The organism is Metabacillus idriensis (assembly GCF_009674765.1).
Taxonomy (GTDB): domain Bacteria; phylum Bacillota; class Bacilli; order Bacillales; family Bacillaceae; genus Bacillus_P; species Bacillus_P idriensis.
In genome coordinates, this window is record NZ_WKKF01000005.1 from 20,157 (window position 1) to 37,441 (window position 17,285).

20 protein-coding genes are annotated in these 17,285 nt (G+C 41.7%); 2 read left to right on the forward strand and 18 right to left on the reverse strand.

Annotation, left to right across the window (positions count from 1 at the left end; all coding sequences use genetic code 11):
- Positions 1 to 5: 5 nt before the first annotated feature.
- The 13 genes from GJU41_RS16135 to GJU41_RS16195 all read right to left on the reverse strand — a co-directional run bounded on the left by GJU41_RS16135 (position 6) and on the right by GJU41_RS16195 (position 12,317).
- Positions 6 to 1,811, reverse strand: coding sequence for an ATP-binding protein (locus GJU41_RS16135; RefSeq protein WP_070877583.1), 1,806 nt, complete (start codon positions 1,809 to 1,811; stop codon positions 6 to 8).
- A complete protein-coding gene (locus GJU41_RS16140; RefSeq protein ID WP_070877584.1) occupies positions 1,808 to 2,530 on the reverse strand; it encodes a response regulator transcription factor in 723 nt (240 codons plus the stop codon). The genes GJU41_RS16135 and GJU41_RS16140 overlap by 4 nt, the downstream gene beginning before the upstream one ends.
- A gap of 99 nt (positions 2,531 to 2,629) precedes the next feature.
- A complete protein-coding gene (ccsB, locus tag GJU41_RS16145; protein WP_170292812.1) occupies positions 2,630 to 3,805 on the reverse strand; it encodes a c-type cytochrome biogenesis protein CcsB in 1,176 nt (391 codons plus the stop codon).
- A gap of 25 nt (positions 3,806 to 3,830) precedes the next feature.
- Positions 3,831 to 5,471, reverse strand: a complete 1,641-nt coding sequence (gene resB / locus GJU41_RS16150) for a cytochrome c biogenesis protein ResB (RefSeq protein WP_070877586.1) — start codon at positions 5,469 to 5,471, stop codon at positions 3,831 to 3,833.
- 16 nt (positions 5,472 to 5,487) lie between these two features.
- Positions 5,488 to 6,009 (reverse strand): thiol-disulfide oxidoreductase ResA, encoded by a 522-nt coding sequence (gene resA / locus GJU41_RS16155; protein ID WP_070877587.1) that lies wholly within the window; start codon positions 6,007 to 6,009, stop codon positions 5,488 to 5,490.
- Positions 6,010 to 6,108: 99 nt separating this feature from the next.
- The gene (gene rluB, locus GJU41_RS16160; protein ID WP_070877588.1) at positions 6,109 to 6,834 is read right to left on the reverse strand and encodes a 23S rRNA pseudouridine(2605) synthase RluB; all 726 of its coding nucleotides are present in this window, start codon (positions 6,832 to 6,834) and stop codon (positions 6,109 to 6,111) included.
- 485 nt (positions 6,835 to 7,319) lie between these two features.
- Positions 7,320 to 7,847, reverse strand: a complete 528-nt coding sequence (locus tag GJU41_RS16165; protein ID WP_070877589.1) for a spore maturation protein — start codon at positions 7,845 to 7,847, stop codon at positions 7,320 to 7,322.
- Between the two features lies 1 nt (position 7,848).
- Positions 7,849 to 8,442 carry a nucleoside recognition domain-containing protein gene (locus tag GJU41_RS16170; protein WP_070877590.1) on the reverse strand — a complete coding sequence of 198 codons (594 nt, stop codon included), beginning with the start codon at positions 8,440 to 8,442 and terminating at the stop codon, positions 7,849 to 7,851.
- Entirely contained in the window at positions 8,435 to 9,595 is a 1,161-nt protein-coding gene (locus GJU41_RS16175) for a D-alanyl-D-alanine carboxypeptidase family protein (protein ID WP_154319105.1), read from the reverse strand. The genes GJU41_RS16170 and GJU41_RS16175 overlap by 8 nt, the downstream gene beginning before the upstream one ends.
- A 358-nt stretch (positions 9,596 to 9,953) precedes the next feature.
- On the reverse strand, positions 9,954 to 10,442 hold the full coding sequence (locus tag GJU41_RS16180; protein ID WP_070877592.1) for a YpuI family protein: 489 nt from the start codon (positions 10,440 to 10,442) through the stop codon (positions 9,954 to 9,956).
- Positions 10,443 to 10,469: 27 nt separating this feature from the next.
- A complete protein-coding gene (locus GJU41_RS16185) occupies positions 10,470 to 10,880 on the reverse strand; it encodes a hypothetical protein (RefSeq protein ID WP_070877593.1) in 411 nt (136 codons plus the stop codon).
- A gap of 104 nt (positions 10,881 to 10,984) precedes the next feature.
- On the reverse strand, positions 10,985 to 11,569 hold the full coding sequence (scpB, locus tag GJU41_RS16190) for an SMC-Scp complex subunit ScpB (protein ID WP_070877594.1): 585 nt from the start codon (positions 11,567 to 11,569) through the stop codon (positions 10,985 to 10,987).
- 4 nt (positions 11,570 to 11,573) lie between these two features.
- Complete coding sequence (locus GJU41_RS16195) at positions 11,574 to 12,317, reverse strand: segregation/condensation protein A (protein ID WP_487247388.1); 744 nt, start codon at positions 12,315 to 12,317, stop codon at positions 11,574 to 11,576.
- A 209-nt stretch (positions 12,318 to 12,526) separates the two neighbouring features.
- Between GJU41_RS16195 and GJU41_RS16200 the strand changes: the two genes are divergently transcribed.
- Positions 12,527 to 12,616, forward strand: a complete 90-nt coding sequence (locus GJU41_RS16200; protein ID WP_070877596.1) for a YjcZ family sporulation protein — start codon at positions 12,527 to 12,529, stop codon at positions 12,614 to 12,616.
- Positions 12,617 to 12,726: 110 nt separating this feature from the next.
- Positions 12,727 to 13,251, forward strand: a complete 525-nt coding sequence (locus GJU41_RS16205; RefSeq protein ID WP_070877597.1) for a DUF309 domain-containing protein — start codon at positions 12,727 to 12,729, stop codon at positions 13,249 to 13,251.
- A gap of 21 nt (positions 13,252 to 13,272) precedes the next feature.
- On the opposite strand, the gene GJU41_RS16210 is transcribed toward GJU41_RS16205, so the two are convergent.
- The 5 genes from GJU41_RS16210 to ribD form a co-directional block, all read right to left on the reverse strand.
- Complete coding sequence (locus GJU41_RS16210; protein ID WP_070877598.1) at positions 13,273 to 13,623, reverse strand: GNAT family N-acetyltransferase; 351 nt, start codon at positions 13,621 to 13,623, stop codon at positions 13,273 to 13,275.
- Positions 13,624 to 13,813: 190 nt separating this feature from the next.
- A complete protein-coding gene (gene ribH, locus GJU41_RS16215) occupies positions 13,814 to 14,278 on the reverse strand; it encodes a 6,7-dimethyl-8-ribityllumazine synthase (protein ID WP_070877599.1) in 465 nt (154 codons plus the stop codon).
- Between the two features lie 15 nt (positions 14,279 to 14,293).
- Positions 14,294 to 15,490: a bifunctional 3,4-dihydroxy-2-butanone-4-phosphate synthase/GTP cyclohydrolase II gene (locus tag GJU41_RS16220; protein ID WP_070877600.1), complete on the reverse strand. Its 1,197-nt coding sequence runs from the start codon at positions 15,488 to 15,490 to the stop codon at positions 14,294 to 14,296.
- 14 nt (positions 15,491 to 15,504) lie between these two features.
- Entirely contained in the window at positions 15,505 to 16,149 is a 645-nt protein-coding gene (gene ribE, locus GJU41_RS16225) for a riboflavin synthase (protein WP_070877601.1), read from the reverse strand.
- Between the two features lie 6 nt (positions 16,150 to 16,155).
- Complete coding sequence (gene ribD, locus GJU41_RS16230) at positions 16,156 to 17,244, reverse strand: bifunctional diaminohydroxyphosphoribosylaminopyrimidine deaminase/5-amino-6-(5-phosphoribosylamino)uracil reductase RibD (protein WP_070877638.1); 1,089 nt, start codon at positions 17,242 to 17,244, stop codon at positions 16,156 to 16,158.
- Between the last annotated feature and the right edge of the window lie 41 nt (positions 17,245 to 17,285).

Below are 17,285 nucleotides of genomic sequence, written 5' to 3' on the forward strand. Positions count from 1 at the left end.
TTTCGTCATGTTCTATCAGAAACATCGCTTTTTCGAGGCAAATAGAAGCTGAACGCTGTCCCTTCATTTACCTTGCTGTGAACATTGATAGTGCCTGCATGGGCATCTACGATGTTTTTTGCAATCGCAAGGCCAAGCCCAGTGCCCGAACGTCCTCTCGTTCTTGCTTTATCCGCTTTGTAAAAACGTTCAAAGACAAAAGGCAAATCCTCTTCTACAATACCTGTTCCTGTATCTTTTACGTCAATTTTCATGCCTCCTGCAACGGTTTGAACATGAATTTCAACAGATCCCCCTTCAAGGGTATGTCTGATCGCATTATCAACAAGGTTCGTCAAAACTTGTTCAATCTTATCCGGATCAAGGACAAACTCAGGATCATCTAGTGAAAAAGAGGAGGTTAACGAAATTTTTTTGTCTCTTGCAAGTCCCTGGAATTTCCGGCTTATTTTCTCAATAAACTCATGAACCAAGATTCGCTCTAAATTAAGAGAGATGTGCCCTGCTTCCATTCTTGCAAGATCAAGCAAATCGTTAACAAGTCTTCCCATGCGCAGCGATTCATCATAGATGACCTGAGCAATCTCTTTTTTTTCTTCCTCAGAGCTCGCAATGTCATCGACAATCGCTTCACTGTATCCCTGCAGCATGGCAATCGGCGTTCTCAGCTCATGACTGACATTGGCAATAAAATCTTTACGGAGCTTATCGAGTCTTCTTTCTTCTGTCATATCCCTCAGAACAGCAACTGCGCCCCGTACATAAGACTGGTTATAAAGAGGGCTCATGACCATCACCCAGCTCCTGCCCTGCAGATTGACCTCTACTATATGTTCTCTCTCTGTATTGACGACTCTTTGAAATAATTCTTTCGCTTCTGGAGGGATTTCCTCCCCCTCATTGATTTGCATCTTTTGTTCGTAGTACCAGGACTGAAGAAAACGTTCAGCAGGCGGATTCGTCACCAGAATCGTCCCATCAATATTAAGCGTGATGACGCCGTCTGCCATACTGCTTAATATGCTTGTTAAATGTTCTTTTTCCTGGTTAAGTGCATTAATGTTGAATTTCAGCTGCCTGCCCATCTGATTAAACGCGATGGCAAGCTCGCCAATTTCATCGTGACTTAAAATCGGCACCTTCGTATCGAACTTACCGCGTGTAAGCTCTTGCGTTGCTTCCCTCATTTTTCTGAGCGGATAGGTAATTCTAGTTGATAAAAAGAAAGCGAATATCGTCGTTAATACAATTGCAATACCTGCAGCAAGCAGAATATACTTTGTTGTATGCTTTGTTGTTTCGTGAACAGCAAGCAGTGACTGTGACATAAACACTGCCCCGTTTTCTCCATTTTTCAGCTCATAGGGTACGCCAACGACCAGCACTTCATCATTGTTGTCCGAGCTGATCTGCTGCTCTTTGGAGAGTTCCGTGAGCTTGCTGACATTTTTTTGATCTGTAAAAACTTTAGAAAGCTCGCGGTCTTTCTGAATATCCTGCATGTCAAAAACCGGGGTGCTCTCGAATTTTTTGGGCGAAAACCAGTATTTGTCCTGATCTTCAACGATGATGATGCTTGTAAGTTCATCCGCCAGTTCCCATGAAATTGACCGCGCCAGTTCCTGATCTTCATGTTTTTCTAGAATAACCGAGATTTTGTTGGCTAATTGTGTAAGCTCCCGTTCGGCCTCATCCACATGATAATTTTCAATGAATTCAAGAAGAAGCACAGTCAGAATTAATAAAACAAATGAAACGAGCAATAAAATGGTAAACCACAATTTACCGACTACGCTTTTCCAAAACATCATTCACTGCCTACCTCAAATTTGTATCCAACTCCCCATACCGTGACAATCATGGTGGCTGCATCAGGTGAAACCTTGCTCAGTTTTTCTCTCAGCCGTTTGACATGAGTATCAACCGTTCTCAGATCCCCGAAGAACTCGTATTGCCATACTTCTTTTAACAGTTTCTCGCGGTCGTATACTTTATCAGGCGTTTTTGCGAGAAAATAGAGCAGCTCATATTCTTTTGGAGTTAAACTGACCTCTTTGCCGTCTGCAAGCACGCGATGTGCATCGTGATCGATGGAAAGATGCGGGAAGACAATCACATTCTTAGCTTTCGTTTCTGTTTTCAGGAATGATGTTGTCGATGAGCGCCTCAGCAGTGCTTTCACTCTTAAAACAACTTCTCTCGGACTGAAAGGCTTGACGATGTAGTCGTCTGTTCCAACTTCAAATCCCTGAACTCTGTTCACTTCTTCCCCTTTTGCTGTAAGCATAATGATCGGAGTCGCTTTTTTCAGGCGCAGCTGTCTGCATACTTCAATCCCATCAAGGCCCGGCATCATTAAGTCAAGCAGGATTAAGTCGTATTCTGCAGACAGGGCCATTTCAAGAGCATCACTGCCGTTGTCAGCTTCTTCAATTTGATAGTTTTCTCTTTCTAAGTACATTTTCAAAAGTCTTCTGATTCTGTCTTCATCATCTACGACCAGAATTTTATAGTTCATGTTGTTTTCCATCTTGCTTCTCCTCCTTAAAAAACTCCTATAGCATTATCTTACCAAAAAACCTTCACTTTATATGAGTGAAGGCTCTTTAGCAAGAAAAGCAAGTTCTGCCTATGCGTAAGAATGCAGGCCGGCAATGACCAGATTAACGAAAATCAAGTTAAACATGATGATGGCAAATCCAATAACAGCAAGCCATGCTGATTTTTCTCCCTGCCATCCTTTTGACAGGCGCAAATGCAGGTAGGCTGCGTAGAAAAGCCATGTAATTAATGCCCATACTTCTTTAGGGTCCCAGCCCCAAAAGCGGGTCCAGGCAATTTGTGCCCAGATCATTGCAAAAATGAGCGCTCCAAGCGTAAAGACCGGAAACCCGATTGTAACTGAGCGATAACCGATTTCATCTACTAAGTCAAGATTCACATTTTTGGTGAGAGGCTGAAGGAAAGCTGAGATTCGCTTTCTCAGAATTAAACGGATTGCTCCGTATAATAATAACCCGGCAGCAATTGACCAGATGACAGTATTCAGCTTTCTGGCAGAAATGAGAGCAGGAACTTCGATAAAAGCTTCCATTTTACCTTCTGTTAATAGCTCGCCTTTATGCGGCCCTACAAGGGCAGGCAGATTATAGATCATTTCAGCATTCTGATCATTTTTATCTGTCCATTTATATACGGCTTCATAATCCATCATTCTGAAAGTGCTTGTAATGGCAACGAATGCAATCGTAGCTACAAGTGTATACATAACTACTTCAAGCCAGAATGTTTTCTTGGAATTTTTCGACTGATCCACTGTCCTGATCAGATAAATGACACCTGCTATAAAGCTGATGGCAAGAATCGCCTGTCCAAGAGCGGCTGTTGTCACATGAATGTGCAGCCAGCTGCTTTGAAGCGCAGGAATAAGCGGTGAGATATCTGACGGAAACATGCTTGCATAAGCGATAAGCAGCAAAGCAACCGGCAGAGTGAAAAGTCCTAAAATGGACACTTTATAAATAAAGTAGAGTACTATAAATGCAAGAACGAGCATCATGCCAAAGAACGTTGTAAATTCAAACAGATTGCTGACCGGTGCATGACCGGATGCGATCCATCTCGTTATGAAATAGCCAGCTTGTGCTGCAAAAGCAAGAATTGTGATCGCAATACCCGCAGACGCCCATTTGCTTGGCTTTTTATATTCTTTTCTCTTATCACGGATGGCTCCGCCAAAAAGAAATGTCGCAGCCAGATATAAAATGAATGCTGCAAATAGCAAATTACTGCTTAGAGCCGCCACACCTTTTCCTCCTCTATGATCTGTCTTATTTCTCGTCTGACTGATCCTTCAGCTTTTCAATTTGCGTGCCCTCAAGGACCGTATCAATCTCATTTTTAATTCCGTACCAGTTCTTATTTGTATGCGCTGCAAGAAGAATCCCATCTCCGCTTCGTCTGATCCAAATGCGGCGATGATTCCAATACATGCCCTGGGTGACACCGATCATGAAAATGGCTCCGCCAAGTCCAAGAAACCAAAGAGTATTGTCTTTGCGCACAGTAAGAGCTGAGAGATTCTTTGTTTCCACGCCCTCAAACTTCATTTTCAGCTGATTGTCTTCGTTTGGTTCAATTGTCTGCTGAATGGCTACGAAGCTTGTTTCGCCTTCAGGTTTATGTGGAGAAATCATTTTAAATACAAAAGCAGGATTATCCGGTATTCTCGTTTTCGTAGCAGGTTCTCCCTCGCTGTTAAAATAAAAATCAGGAAGGTAGCTTGCCACTTCTACTTTATAGCCATTGCCCAAATCAAATTCTTTTTGAGGATCAAGCAAGTCGATTGTCAGCTGTCCAAAGTTTTCCTCGGTCTCTTTGTCTACTAAACTAAATGTCATTTTGTTCAATTCATTTAATTTGAAATCAACTTGATACAAAGCGTATGAATCATGCTTAAGCGGCTGATTCACTTTGATTTGCTCATCCTTTATCTTCTTAAGCTCAGGCTCTTCACCAAGGACTGCTTCGCCTTGTCTTTCGTACAAAGTGACGTTTGTCTGATAATTCTTAGCAACGCTTCCATCACCTACTCTAGTAATAGCATCCTGGAAGACTTCATCTTCGCTGTCTTTTTTGTATGTTTCCATCACAAACTTTTCGCTCTTGAGAAAATATTTTCCTTCTGTACCAGGAATGACGTTCGTTTCCCCTTCGCGTATCCAAATGACATCATCCACATACATGCCAGGAACAAACCTGAGCATCGCTCCAAACAAAAAGATGATCAAACCGATATGATTGACATAAGGACCCCATCTTGAAAAACGATTTTTCTCAGCAAGGAGATTGCCATTTTCCACTCGGACATGATAGCGTTTTCTCTTTAACTTATCTTTAATGGCTTCAAGCTGTTCTTCCGTATTCATAACAGAAGCTGTTTCGCTGAATAACCGCTGTCTTCTCATAAAGCTTTCATGCCTGGTGACACCTTGTTTTTTCAGCGCCCGATAGAGCGGAACAAACCGGTCTAAGCTTGCAATAACCAATGAAGCAGCCAGCGCTCCAATTAAAACCATGTACCACCACGAGCTGAATAGTTCATGAAACCCCATTTGGTAATACAGCTGACCAATTACACCGTACTCCTCGCGGTAAAACTGTTCAGGCGTTACATTCGGCGGAATGTACATGACCTGCGGCAGAATCGTCCCAATTGCAGAAGCAATTAAGATCAGGACAATAATCCATATTCCGACTTTTACAGATGAGAAGAAGTTCCATATCTTATCGATTGGCGTTTTCTTATAGGTCTGTGAGCGTCTTGCACTCCCATCATATTTCATATCCAATAGCTTGTCAGGAGCAGCCTGATTATTCCTGTCCGTTTCCCCGGCAGGACGACCGCAGGATTCACAAAGAATCGTTCCGTGCGGATTATTGTGTCCGCACTTGCATTTCACTTCATTCATGATGAAAACTCCCCGTTTACGGCTTGATTGATTCCATATAATCCCTGACCATCCGCTCGTTCATCTGGCCCGTGATTATTTCAGCTACTTTTCCATCTTTATCTATCAGAAATGTAGTCGGAAGAGGGACAACACCGTATGCTTCTAACACTTGCCGGTCCTTATCGAGGACGACAGGAAAAGATAAATCATATGTATCCGTAAAATTCTGTACGGCAATCTTTGACTCAGCGATGTTGACGGCAAGCACCTCTACACCTTGTTCTTTATAATAATCATACTGATTTTGCATGTAGGGCATTTCGCGTTTGCACGGTTCGCACCAAGTTCCCCAAAAGTTCAGGAAAACGCCCTTCCCTTTATAATCTGAAAGCTGATGCTTGTCCCCGTTAATGTCTGTTAAAACAAAATCAGGGGCATCGCTTCCAACTTTTACCTTTTCCTTGCTTGAGAAAAAATTTGTGTATAACGTATATCCAAGTGCTGCAACCAGCACTGACAGAATAATCGACCTCATGAGCAAACGTCTTTTTTTCATAAAAAACTCTCCCATATCCTCATACATTTCAACTCATTATATCACTGTTTATTTCAAACATTTTCTTGATAATTTGAAGTTTATGTGAAAATTAAGGGCTTACTTTCCAAACTTGGCAAGTGATCTGAGCTGTTTGACTTCATGCGGAGATAATTCACGCGCATCTCCTGTTTTCAGCCCTTTCAGGTCCAAGAATGCATATGTTTCGCGCTTTAGTTTCAGTACAGGATGTCCAATCGCCTCGAACATGCGGCGGACTTGACGGTTTCTGCCTTCATGAATCGTCAGTTCAATAATGCTTGTTTCCTTCTTTTTGTCGAGTGACACAAACTTCACTTTGGCAGGAGCTGTTTTCCCGTCTTCGAGCATAATGCCCTTTTCTAGCGACTTCAGCTTTTCACGAAGCGGAATTCCTTTCACTTTGGCTACATATGTTTTCTCTACTTGATTGCTTGGATGCATAAGAAGATTGGCAAAATCACCGTCGTTTGTCATGATTAAGATGCCGGAAGTATCGTAATCAAGCCGGCCAACCGGATAAATGCGTTCTTTAATCTGCGGAAAAAAGTCTGTGACTGTTTTTCTTCCTTTATCATCAATGGCAGAAGATATTACACCGCGCGGTTTGTATAGGATAAAATAAACTGGCTCTTCCTTTTCAACAGGAACTCCTGCAACTTCAACACGGTCATTTCCAGAAACTTTAACGCCAAGCTCCCTTACGACTTTCCCGTTGACGGTCACTTTTCCTTCTAATATAAGCTCCTCTGCTTTTCTTCTTGATGCAAGACCTGCATGAGCTATCACTTTTTGTAAACGTTCCATTTCTTTCACCTCGTTAACATCTTACTTCTTATCATTTTTTTATACAAGTTCTCATTAAATCGTCAGCGCAGGCATGGCAGATAAGGATCCGGCAGAAAAGTCCGGGTTTGACTTTTTTACGGATCTGTTCTGACCGATGAGTCAGGTGCTGAAGTTTTACATCAATGCGCAAAATTATTTGCTTTCATATAAAATAAAGTGAACCTCTATAAAAAATGCATGAAGCCTTATTATCTCACAAAAACATGAACAATGAGACAAAAATATTTCATTCCAAAAAAAAGAGGACTCCTGCCAGGCTTGAGTCCCGTCAATAAAATTAAAGTTTGCTGCTCTTAGAAAAAATGGTTATAAACCTTGAGTGGATTGCAGCGGAAGGCACTTGACTCCTGCGGGAATAGAGGCTCCCAGCCGGACAGCAGAAAGTAATTGCCTTCAGCGGAATTAAATATCCAAAAACTACAATCAATGCGAAAACAGCGAAATTAAAATAGCATCATAACAATGACGATTGAAGCAATAATTCCCATAAGGTCAGCAAGCAGACCGACTTTAAGAGCATCCCCCATTTTTTTAACTCCTACAGCCCCGAAATAGACCGTCAGAATATACAAGGTTGTATCTGTGCTACCCTGCATGACGGCCGCAAGTCTCCCAATAAACGAATCAGGTCCGTAAGCTGCAATCAGATCTGTAGTCATACCAAGTGCTGCTGTTCCTGAAATAGGCCTGATAAATGCGAGGGGAACGATCTCGCTTGGAACACTGATGGCATCCAGAGCCGGTTTCATCATCCCCACAAAAAATTCAAGAGCTCCTGAAGCCCTGAAAATCGTAATCGCAACTAGCATGCCCACTAAATAAGGAATAATTGAAAACGCAATATCAATTCCTTCTTTTCCGCCCTCTACAAACGTTTCGTACGTAGGCACTTTTTTGAACGTCCCATATAATAGAATGAACCCGATGATCAGCGGGATCATCCATAAAGAGATTAAACTGATCATTGCCATCCTATTTTTTCTCCTTTCGCATTCTTCTATGATAGAAATAGCGGTCTATCAAAATAGCGCCAATCGCTGAAATAATCGTCGCAAGCAAAGTGGGGCCGACAATATCTGTTGGAGATTTAGAACCGTATGTCATCCTGACGGCAATAACGGTCGTTGGAATTAAGGTAATACTGGACGTGTTCACGGCAAGAAAAGTAATCATAGACCTGCTTGCTTCAGGTTTGTCTCCATTTAATTTTTTCATCTGTTCCATTGCTTTGATGCCAAGCGGAGTTGCCGCATTCCCAAGTCCGAAAAGATTGGCAATCATGTTTGACAAAATATAGCCCATTGCCGGATGATCTGCAGGAATTTCCGGGAAAAGTCTTTTTACGAATGGCTTAAAGAGCTGCCCAAGCTTTTCAAGCAAACCTGCTTTTTCAGCAACCTTCATCAGTCCGAGCCAGAATACAAGGACACTGATCAGTCCGATGCTGATGGTTACAGCATCTTTTGCACCTTTGAAAACAGCAGCATTCACTTGTTCCATCGTTCCATTGATCATGGCAAAGACGATGCCGATGACAGTCAGCCCAACCCAAATAATATTAATCATGATTGCTCAAGCCTGCCCTAATGAAAAACAGCTTGCGGAATTTCTCCCACAGCGAGGCGTTTGGTTTATTTGTCAAACCATTATCATAATAAATGGGCACTTCATCCACTCTTTCATCATCAACTATAATCGTCATTTTTCCCACAACGTTCGGAACATCCTCCGGGTCCTTCCAGCTTTTTTCCGGTTTTACTATGGAGACATCAATTCTAAGGTCGTCTTCTTCGTCCTCTGTTAATGGATAAAACACATCTCTTTTTATAAAAAGCTTATTTTTATAGATTTTATCTTTAATATCTATCTTTTTTAACGTACCAGATTCTTTAATTTTGAATAAATCATATTTGCTGAACGCCATGTTAAACATTTCAATATGATCATTCCAATCATCTGATGCATCAATAGTCACAGCGACGAGATTCATGCCATTTTTTTGAGCTGTGGAAACGAGTGTGCGTTTCGCTCTTTTGGTATAGCCTGTTTTCCCTCCGGTGCTGTACTCATATAGACTAGTCAGCAGCTTATTCTTATTTCTCCATACACGGTCCCATTGTTCATTCGGATTTGGTGCACGATGAACCTTTGTTCCGGAAATTTTTTGATACATCGGATTTTCCATTGCGTACCTTGTCAGGATCGCCATATCATAAGCTGACGAATAGTGATTTTCGTGATCATCCAAACCATGCGGATTGGCAAACTCCGTATTCATCATACCGATTTCAGCAGCTTTTTGATTCATTAAATGGACAAATCCCTCAACGCTGCCTCCCACATGTTCAGCAATGGCAACAGCTGCATCATTTCCTGAACGGAGCATCAATCCATATACAAGATCTTCAAGCTTAATTTTCTCTCCTTCTTGCAAATAGACCGCAGAACCCTCTGTATGTATCGCACGATTGCTTACCGTTGCCTTCTCGTCCATTTTTCCGGATTCAATTGCAAGAATCGCTGTCATAATCTTTGTTATGCTGGCAATTCTTCTTTTTGCATGGGCGTCTTTCTCAAATAGGACTCTGCCGGATTCCTGTTCAATTAATATCGCACTTCTTGCACTTACGCCCATTTCAGCAGAAGAATGGCGAGGCAATCCTGAAATCAGCAAGAAGAAGATGAGTACGATCGCTGCTATCTGTTTCCATTGCCGCATAACACCCACGTCCTTTTATTGTTTTGTACAAGTTTATGCGGATGGACAAAGGTTATGAACGTTAAATTTGAAAAACTGCAGGGGGAAACAGGGATGAATCAGCAGGAAGACATAAAAAAACAGCCGCTCTGTGAGTAACAGAACAGCTGCCATTTTTTTATTTGGGTCTTTTTATAAACTTTGTTGCTTTTAGATTAAATGTTTATACCCTTAAGTGGATCTACGCTGCAGGAACTTGACTCCTGCGGGAAATAGAGGGAAATGGGAGACCCCACAGGCATAGCCGAGGAGGCTCCCAGCCGGACCGCGGAAAGGCAACATTTATTATCAAAAACAACAATCATGCGAAATCAGACTTTTATTTCGACTGGATCATTTTCGTACGGTAATCTGTCTCGTAATACTCGAGTTCCTCGCGGATTTCCTGAAAACCGCTTTCTAGAGAGGCAATCATGACCTTAAGTGATTCTGGAGCCGTGTGGCGGTATTTGATTGCATTTTTGCCGGTATAGGCAGATCTGCTGTCTTCATACCAAACATCATTTTTCGGATTATAAAATTCTTCAATGCACTGATGATAAATTTTATATAGAGCTTTTTCAGCTGCCGGCTTTCTGAAAGGCTCATTTTGAAGAACAATGTGACAAGCTTCAAGCCCCTCTTCGCAATAAACAGAAAGTCTTCTCAAATTACGGAAAAGATCCTCATAATACGTCTCATCCCCTGCTGTTTCATCCAAAAATGATGAAATCGTTGCATGATTTAAAAACGTATTCAGCTCCTTTACGACGTTTCCTAAAAATACTTCAACTTGTTCTGTTTGTGCTTTTACGATCATATTTCCCATTGAAACACATCCTTTCAAATTCTTAAGCTATTTTTTATGTATGGGTGTTTTTAGCTTTTGAACAACTTCTGACCATTTCATCGTCTGATTTCGGTTCATCTCCGGAATCAATTCAATAGCTGCACGAAGGTCGATTCCCTGAAGATACATGAGAAATTCTTCTTCTGTGTTCAGATAGAGCCTTTTGCGCTCTAAAAGTGTTTCGTTTTGAATGATGCATATCAGTGCCATTACGTCTTTAATGCTCAGGTCCGACCCTTCAAAGAGAAAAGGATTTTGTTCTCTGAATTTGTCTTCGAAATACCTCACATACAAAACATAAAATGTTTTCTCCATCTTTTTTGACACAATTGTGATTTCAGAGCGGTTAAAAAAATCTTCGGATGTATTCGGCATCTCTTTTACTAATTCATACCCTCTGCCATTTTTTATAATCACCTGACAAGCACCCCTATGCGTTTTTCATTCAAAAAAAGGAACAAAGATATTCCTTTGTCCCGTTCTCCTCTATTTTATCATAGGTCATGATGCTATTGTGTAAATTATTTGATTTCTTCAAAAGTTTGATTAAAGTTCTCAAAAAAGAGATCGGCTTCTTCATTAAAGGAGTCATCATCATCTTTTTCAGGAAGCGGCGGAAGTTCTTTTATCGTTTTTAATCCGAAGTATTCAAGGAATTCCTTTGTCGTTCCATATAAAATCGCTCTTCCTGTTCCTTCAGCCCGTCCCACTTCTTTCACAAGCACTTTAGAAGTCAGTGTCTGCAGCGGACGCTCTGATTTTACGCCGCGGATATCTTCGATTTCAGCCCTTGTTATAGGCTGACGGTATGCGACAATCGCCAGAATTTCAAGAGCTGCCTGAGATAGTGCGGTGTGATTGGGTGTTTCAACCAGTTTTTTCAAATAGGCAGCATGCTTTTTTTTTGTCGTTAATTGAAAGACTCCCGCCACTTCAATCAATTCGATGCCGCGCTGTTTTTTCTTGTAATCATTCTGAAGTTCCTGTATGACTTCAGAAATCGTTCCCTCTTCTGTTTCAAGTACGGACGTCAGCTGTTTCATTGACAGCCCTTCATCCCCTGCAGCAAATAGAAGAGCTTCAATGATGGATTTCCATTTCTCCAAGGTTTTAAGACCTCCCCAGAATATAAATATCAGAAAAATTTTCTTCTTGTTCAATCATGATGTTGTTTTTTTTCATCAATTCCAAGATGGCAAGAAATGTGACAACCAGGTGATCCTTTTGATCGGACGGAAAAAGCTCAGTAAATTTTCGCCGCATTGGATTCCGCTTCAATTCCATAAGGATTTCATCCATTCTCTTTTCAATCGGTATTTCCTGGCGTGCAACTCTTGTCTGCAATGGTTTCTGAAGCTTCTTTCTCCGCATCATCTTCTGGAAGGCACCGAGCATATCGTAGATTGATACATTCATAGATTCTTTATCAAATACAGGCTCACCGGCAAACTCACTTAAATCGCTAGGGGGTTTTGTATAAACCTGAGAACGTTCTTCTTCCATATGTCTCAGATCAACTGCCGCCTCTTTGTACTTTCTGTATTCGATCAGCCTTCTCATCAGTTCGTCCCGCGGATCTTCCTCAGGTTCAAACCCAAATTCGTCCTCCACCAGCTCTTCCTCATGCTTTGGAAGCAGCATTCCGCTTTTGATGGAGAGCAGAGTTGCCGCCATTACTAAATATTCTGAAGCTACATCAAGCTGGAGTTCTTTCATCGTATGTATATAAAGCATATACTGCTCTGTAATTTCAGCTACTGGTATATCGTATATATCAATCTCGAGCGTATTGATTAAATGCAATAGAAGATCGAGCGGCCCTTCAAATGCGTCAATTTTCACTTTGTACTGCAACTTCATCCCACCACTTCATTCTGTACCATTCATGTCGGCTACCCTATAGTATAGAACATTCTGCTTCCAATCTCCAACACTTATTTTCAGAGAGGAAAAGTCCTCAGGTTCAAAAAAAGTCCAGAATTGTGATAAACGCCCAAACAAACACATGACAACCCACATAAGATACTTATGTAAATGCAAGATACTTAAGGAGGAACAAGTAAATGGGAGATAAAGGTTACGGTTCAGGCTTTGCATTAATCGTTGTATTGTTTATTTTGCTGATTATTGTTGGAGCAGCTTGGCTATACTAATTTTCATTCAAAAGGTGCTCTTCATGAGCACTTTTTGTGTTTCATAAAGGCAAGTCATAGAGTTTATGCTACACTAATCAATACATAAGCATAGACAATGGGGTGATGGTTTGTATCCGAAATCATATATAGAGTACCTTGTTCATTTTCACGGAGACCGCGATTACTTCGAATGCCATGAAGTGCTTGAAGAATATTGGAAAAAAGATCCTCCCGGGCAGAGAAAGATATACTGGGTTGGTCTGATCCAAATTGCGGTCGGCCTTTATCATCACAGAAGAGGCAACTGGAAGGGCGCTCACCGAATGATATCCAATGCCCTTGCCATATTGGAGCAGGAAAAAGACGCTATCCTCTCCCTTGGTTTAAATCCTGAGAAAACGGCGGAACTTTTAAGAAAAAAAAGCAAAGACATCGAAAACAAACGTCCATATGAAAGTGTGAATCTGCCGATTGAAGACAGCGATCTCCTTCGTACTTGCATCGAATATTGCACAAAGCATCAGCTTCAATGGGGGAATCCAAGCGACCTCTCCGATGAATTCCTGATTCATAAGCATACGATGCGGGACCGGAGTGATGTGATTGCGGAAAGGAAGAGCAGCCTGATCCGCAATCAGAAAAAAAACAGATGAAGCATATGCTTCATCTGTTTTTTAATCGCAATCTGTGCATTTCTCAAAAAATGCTTTTGTATGTTCGTCTGGGATAACTGTTTTTGTCTTGTACTGTTCTTTTAATGCCGTCACCATTTTCTTGCCGATTCCCTGATGGCGATGCGAAGGGTTCACACTTACATGCTGAATCTTCACGTGATCATCATCCTGAAACACTACTCCGATTGTTCCAATGATATCTTCATCTTTCCAAAGAAACAGCTGCCATTTCTCATCTGTTTCATATTGTTTCATCGTCTGCTGCAAATGTTTTAAATCTTTTTCATTTGGCATAAAAGACAGAAGACCCATTGCAATTTTTTCAAAGCTTTTCTTATAGCGAATTAACATATGAACCCCTCATTAACGAAATAACCTTCCGATTAGAGAAAGCAAAAACAATAAACTTGCGCCTATCATGATGTAAAATAAAATTCTTTCCTGATTTCTTCCTTTATCTTTTTGATCTCGATTCAAGAAGAATCACTCCTCAGAACATTATAAACAGTTTTCCGCCTATTTTAAACACTTTTGCCTAAAATTAATCCATTGTACGCATTAAATTCGCCATTTCAATCGCCGCAACCGCTGCTTCATAGCCTTTATTCCCAGCTTTTGTTCCCGCTCTTTCAATCGCCTGTTCGATTGATTCGGTTGTCAGGACACCGAAGATTACCGGTACTCCTGTAGACATTGAAGCTTGAGAAACTCCCTTCGCTGCTTCATTGCAGACATAGTCATAGTGAGTTGTAGAACCTCTTATGACTGTTCCAAGAGTAATAACTGCATCATATTTGTTTGTAGAAGCCATTTTTTTCGCAACGAGCGGAATTTCAAATGCTCCAGGAACCCATGCAAGCTCTACATTTTCATCTTCTACTCCGTGGCGTTTTAAAGCATCCACTGCTCCGCTTAAAAGCTTGCTTGTAATAAACTCATTGAATCTTCCTACGATGATCGCTACTTTTAATCCTGATCCGACTAAATTTCCTTCATATGTTTTCATGTACAGTTCCTCCGATTATAAGTTTAGTAAGTGCCCAAGTTTACTATGCTTTGTTTTCATGTAGCCTTCATTTTCTTTCTTAGATGGCATTTGAATAGGTACGCGGTCAACTACGGCAAGGCCATACCCTTCAAGTCCGGCAATTTTTCTAGGATTGTTTGTCAGCAGCTTCATTTCTGAAACGCCAAGATCTCTTAAGATTTGAGCCCCTATCCCATACTCTCTTAAATCATCTGCAAATCCAAGCTTGTGATTGGCTTCTACTGTATCGTAACCTTCTTCCTGCAGTGCATAAGCCTTCATTTTATTCAGCAGGCCGATTCCCCTGCCTTCTTGTCTCATGTACAAGAGAATGCCGCTGCCGGCTTCCTCGATTTGAGCAAGCGCTGCATGCAGCTGCGGGCCGCAGTCGCACCGGTTCGATCCAAAGACATCTCCGGTCAGACATTCAGAATGAACTCGGACAAGTGTCGGCTTATCTTCTGAAATCTCCCCCTTAACAAGGGCAATATGTTCTTTACCATCAAGGATATTTGAATATCCGACTGCCCTGAACATGCCGAATTCAGTCGGAAGTTTTATGTCCGCTTCTCTCTTAACGAGAGCATCTGACATATTGCGGTAATGAATCAAGTCTTTGATGGTAATCATTTTCAAATCAAGCTCTTTGGCAATTTCAATTAAATCAGGAACCCGCGCCATTTCGCCATCTTCTTTAATAATTTCACAAATTACTCCGACCGGGCTCACTCCGCAGAGTTTAGCCAGATCAACCGCTGCCTCTGTATGCCCTGCTCTTCTTAAAACTCCGCCCTCTTTTGCAATGAGAGGGAAAATATGGCCGGGTCTTTTAAAATCAAGCGGCTCTGCATCTTCTTTTAAAATAGCTTTAATGGTTTCTGAGCGTTCTGACGCACTGATTCCGGTTTTGGTTGTTTTGTAATCAATACTGATCGTAAAGGCAGTGCCATGCGGATCTGTATTGTCATTTACCATAGGATGAAAATTAAACTTTTCAGCATATTCCTCTGTCAGAGGTACACAAACAAGCCCTCTGCCGTGCTTAATCATGAAGTTAATGACCTCAGGCGTTGCATACTCAGCCAGCGCAATAAAATCACCTTCGTTTTCGCGGTCTTCATCATCTACTACGATGACTGTTTTTCCAAGTTTTAAATCGTCTAACGCTTCTTTAATGGAATGAAATGTCATGATGATCCCCCATTCTAATAAAAACCATTTTCTTTTAGAAAATCCGGTGTTAAAGATGAAGATTTTGAGTCTGACTGCATCACAAACTTTTTGACATATTTTCCGAGCATATCGCATTCGATATTTACGGTATCCCCTGCCTTTTTGCCTCCAAGCACCGTTTCAGACAAGGTGTGGGGAATAATTGATACCGTTACTTTTTCATCCTCTAAACCAAATATGGTTAGGCTGATGCCGTCAATGGCTATGGAGCCTTTCATGACTAATGTTGACGTTATTTCTTTACTCACCTTGATCTCATAGTAGACCGCATTGGCTGAAGGCTTTTTGCGGATGATGATTCCGGTGCCGTCTACATGCCCTGTTACAAAATGGCCACCAAAGCGTCCATTGGCGGACATCGCCCGCTCCAGATTGACGGATGAACCAGGCCCCAGCGAATTCAGGGAAGTTGCTTTGACTGTTTCGGGCATCACATCCACAGTAAACGATCCAGCAGTGTAGGCTGTTACTGTTAAACAAACGCCATTAACGGAAATACTGTCTCCAAGATTCACATCATCTGTAATTTTCTCTGCATGTATGGTCATTTCAATCGCATTCTCATTTCCCTGCATACTCGCGACTGTGCCGATTTCCTCAATGATTCCGGTAAACATTCCCTATCACCCCTCTTTTTTCACACAGACTATTTTGAGATCATCTCCGATTACCTCAGTTTCTTTTATTCTTAGTCGAATTGCCTCATTTATACGGCTGAAGCCTGCACCGGCTACTGCAGGAGGGGCCTCTTTTCCGCCGATGAGCATCGGGGCAGTATAACTCACCACTTGATTGAACAGCCCGCTTTTTATAAAACTGCCATGAACTGTGGCGCCGCCCTCTACGAAGAGCGATGTGATGTTTCTTTCTCCAAGCAGGTGTAGAAGATTATCTATCTCAATAGCCGGAGTATTCATTTGAATGATAACCGCGTTTTTCTTTTGAAAAGACTCTATCCTTTTAATAGAAACTTCACTGCCGGTAATAATCCATACAGGTGAAAGACCATCGTTGACCAAAGCAGCCGTTTCCGGTGTTCTAAGGTTCGTATCCAAAACAATCCTGACTGGCTGCTTTTTGGGGTTTTCAAGCCGGCAAGTCAGTGATGGATCATCTTTTATCACAGTTTCCACGCCAGCTAAAATCGCATCGTGAAGTTCACGGTATTTGTGAACATCTTTCCTTGCGGATTCACCTGTTATCCACTTGCTTTCACCTGTGACAGTAGCTGTTTTTCCATCAAGGCTGCCCGCCCATTTTAGTGTTACAAAAGGACGTTTCGTTTGAATGTAATGGAAAAAGACTTTATTCAGCTCTTCTGCTTCGTTTTTTAATACTCCTGAAACCACTTCGATTCCAGCAGCTTGAAGCTTCTCCATTCCTCTTCCTGCTACAAGCGGATTCGGGTCTTCCGCTGCAACAACCACTCTTTTCACCTTTGAAGAGATGAGGAGGTCAGCGCACGGAGGTGTTTTTCCATGATGACTGCAAGGCTCGAGCGTCACATAGACGGTTGAATCCTCAGCTTGTGAGCCTGCCATTCTTACAGCATGAACTTCAGCATGAGGTTCACCTGCTTTTAAATGGGCGCCCATTCCAATGATCTGTCCATTTTTCACTATAACAGCTCCAACGAGCGGGTTTGGACTTGTCTGTCCAGAACCTTGTTCTGCGAGCTGAAGGGCCACTTTCATATAATCCTGATCTTTCAATGCACTGCCCCCCTTTAGAATAAAAATAAAAAGCCCAAGGT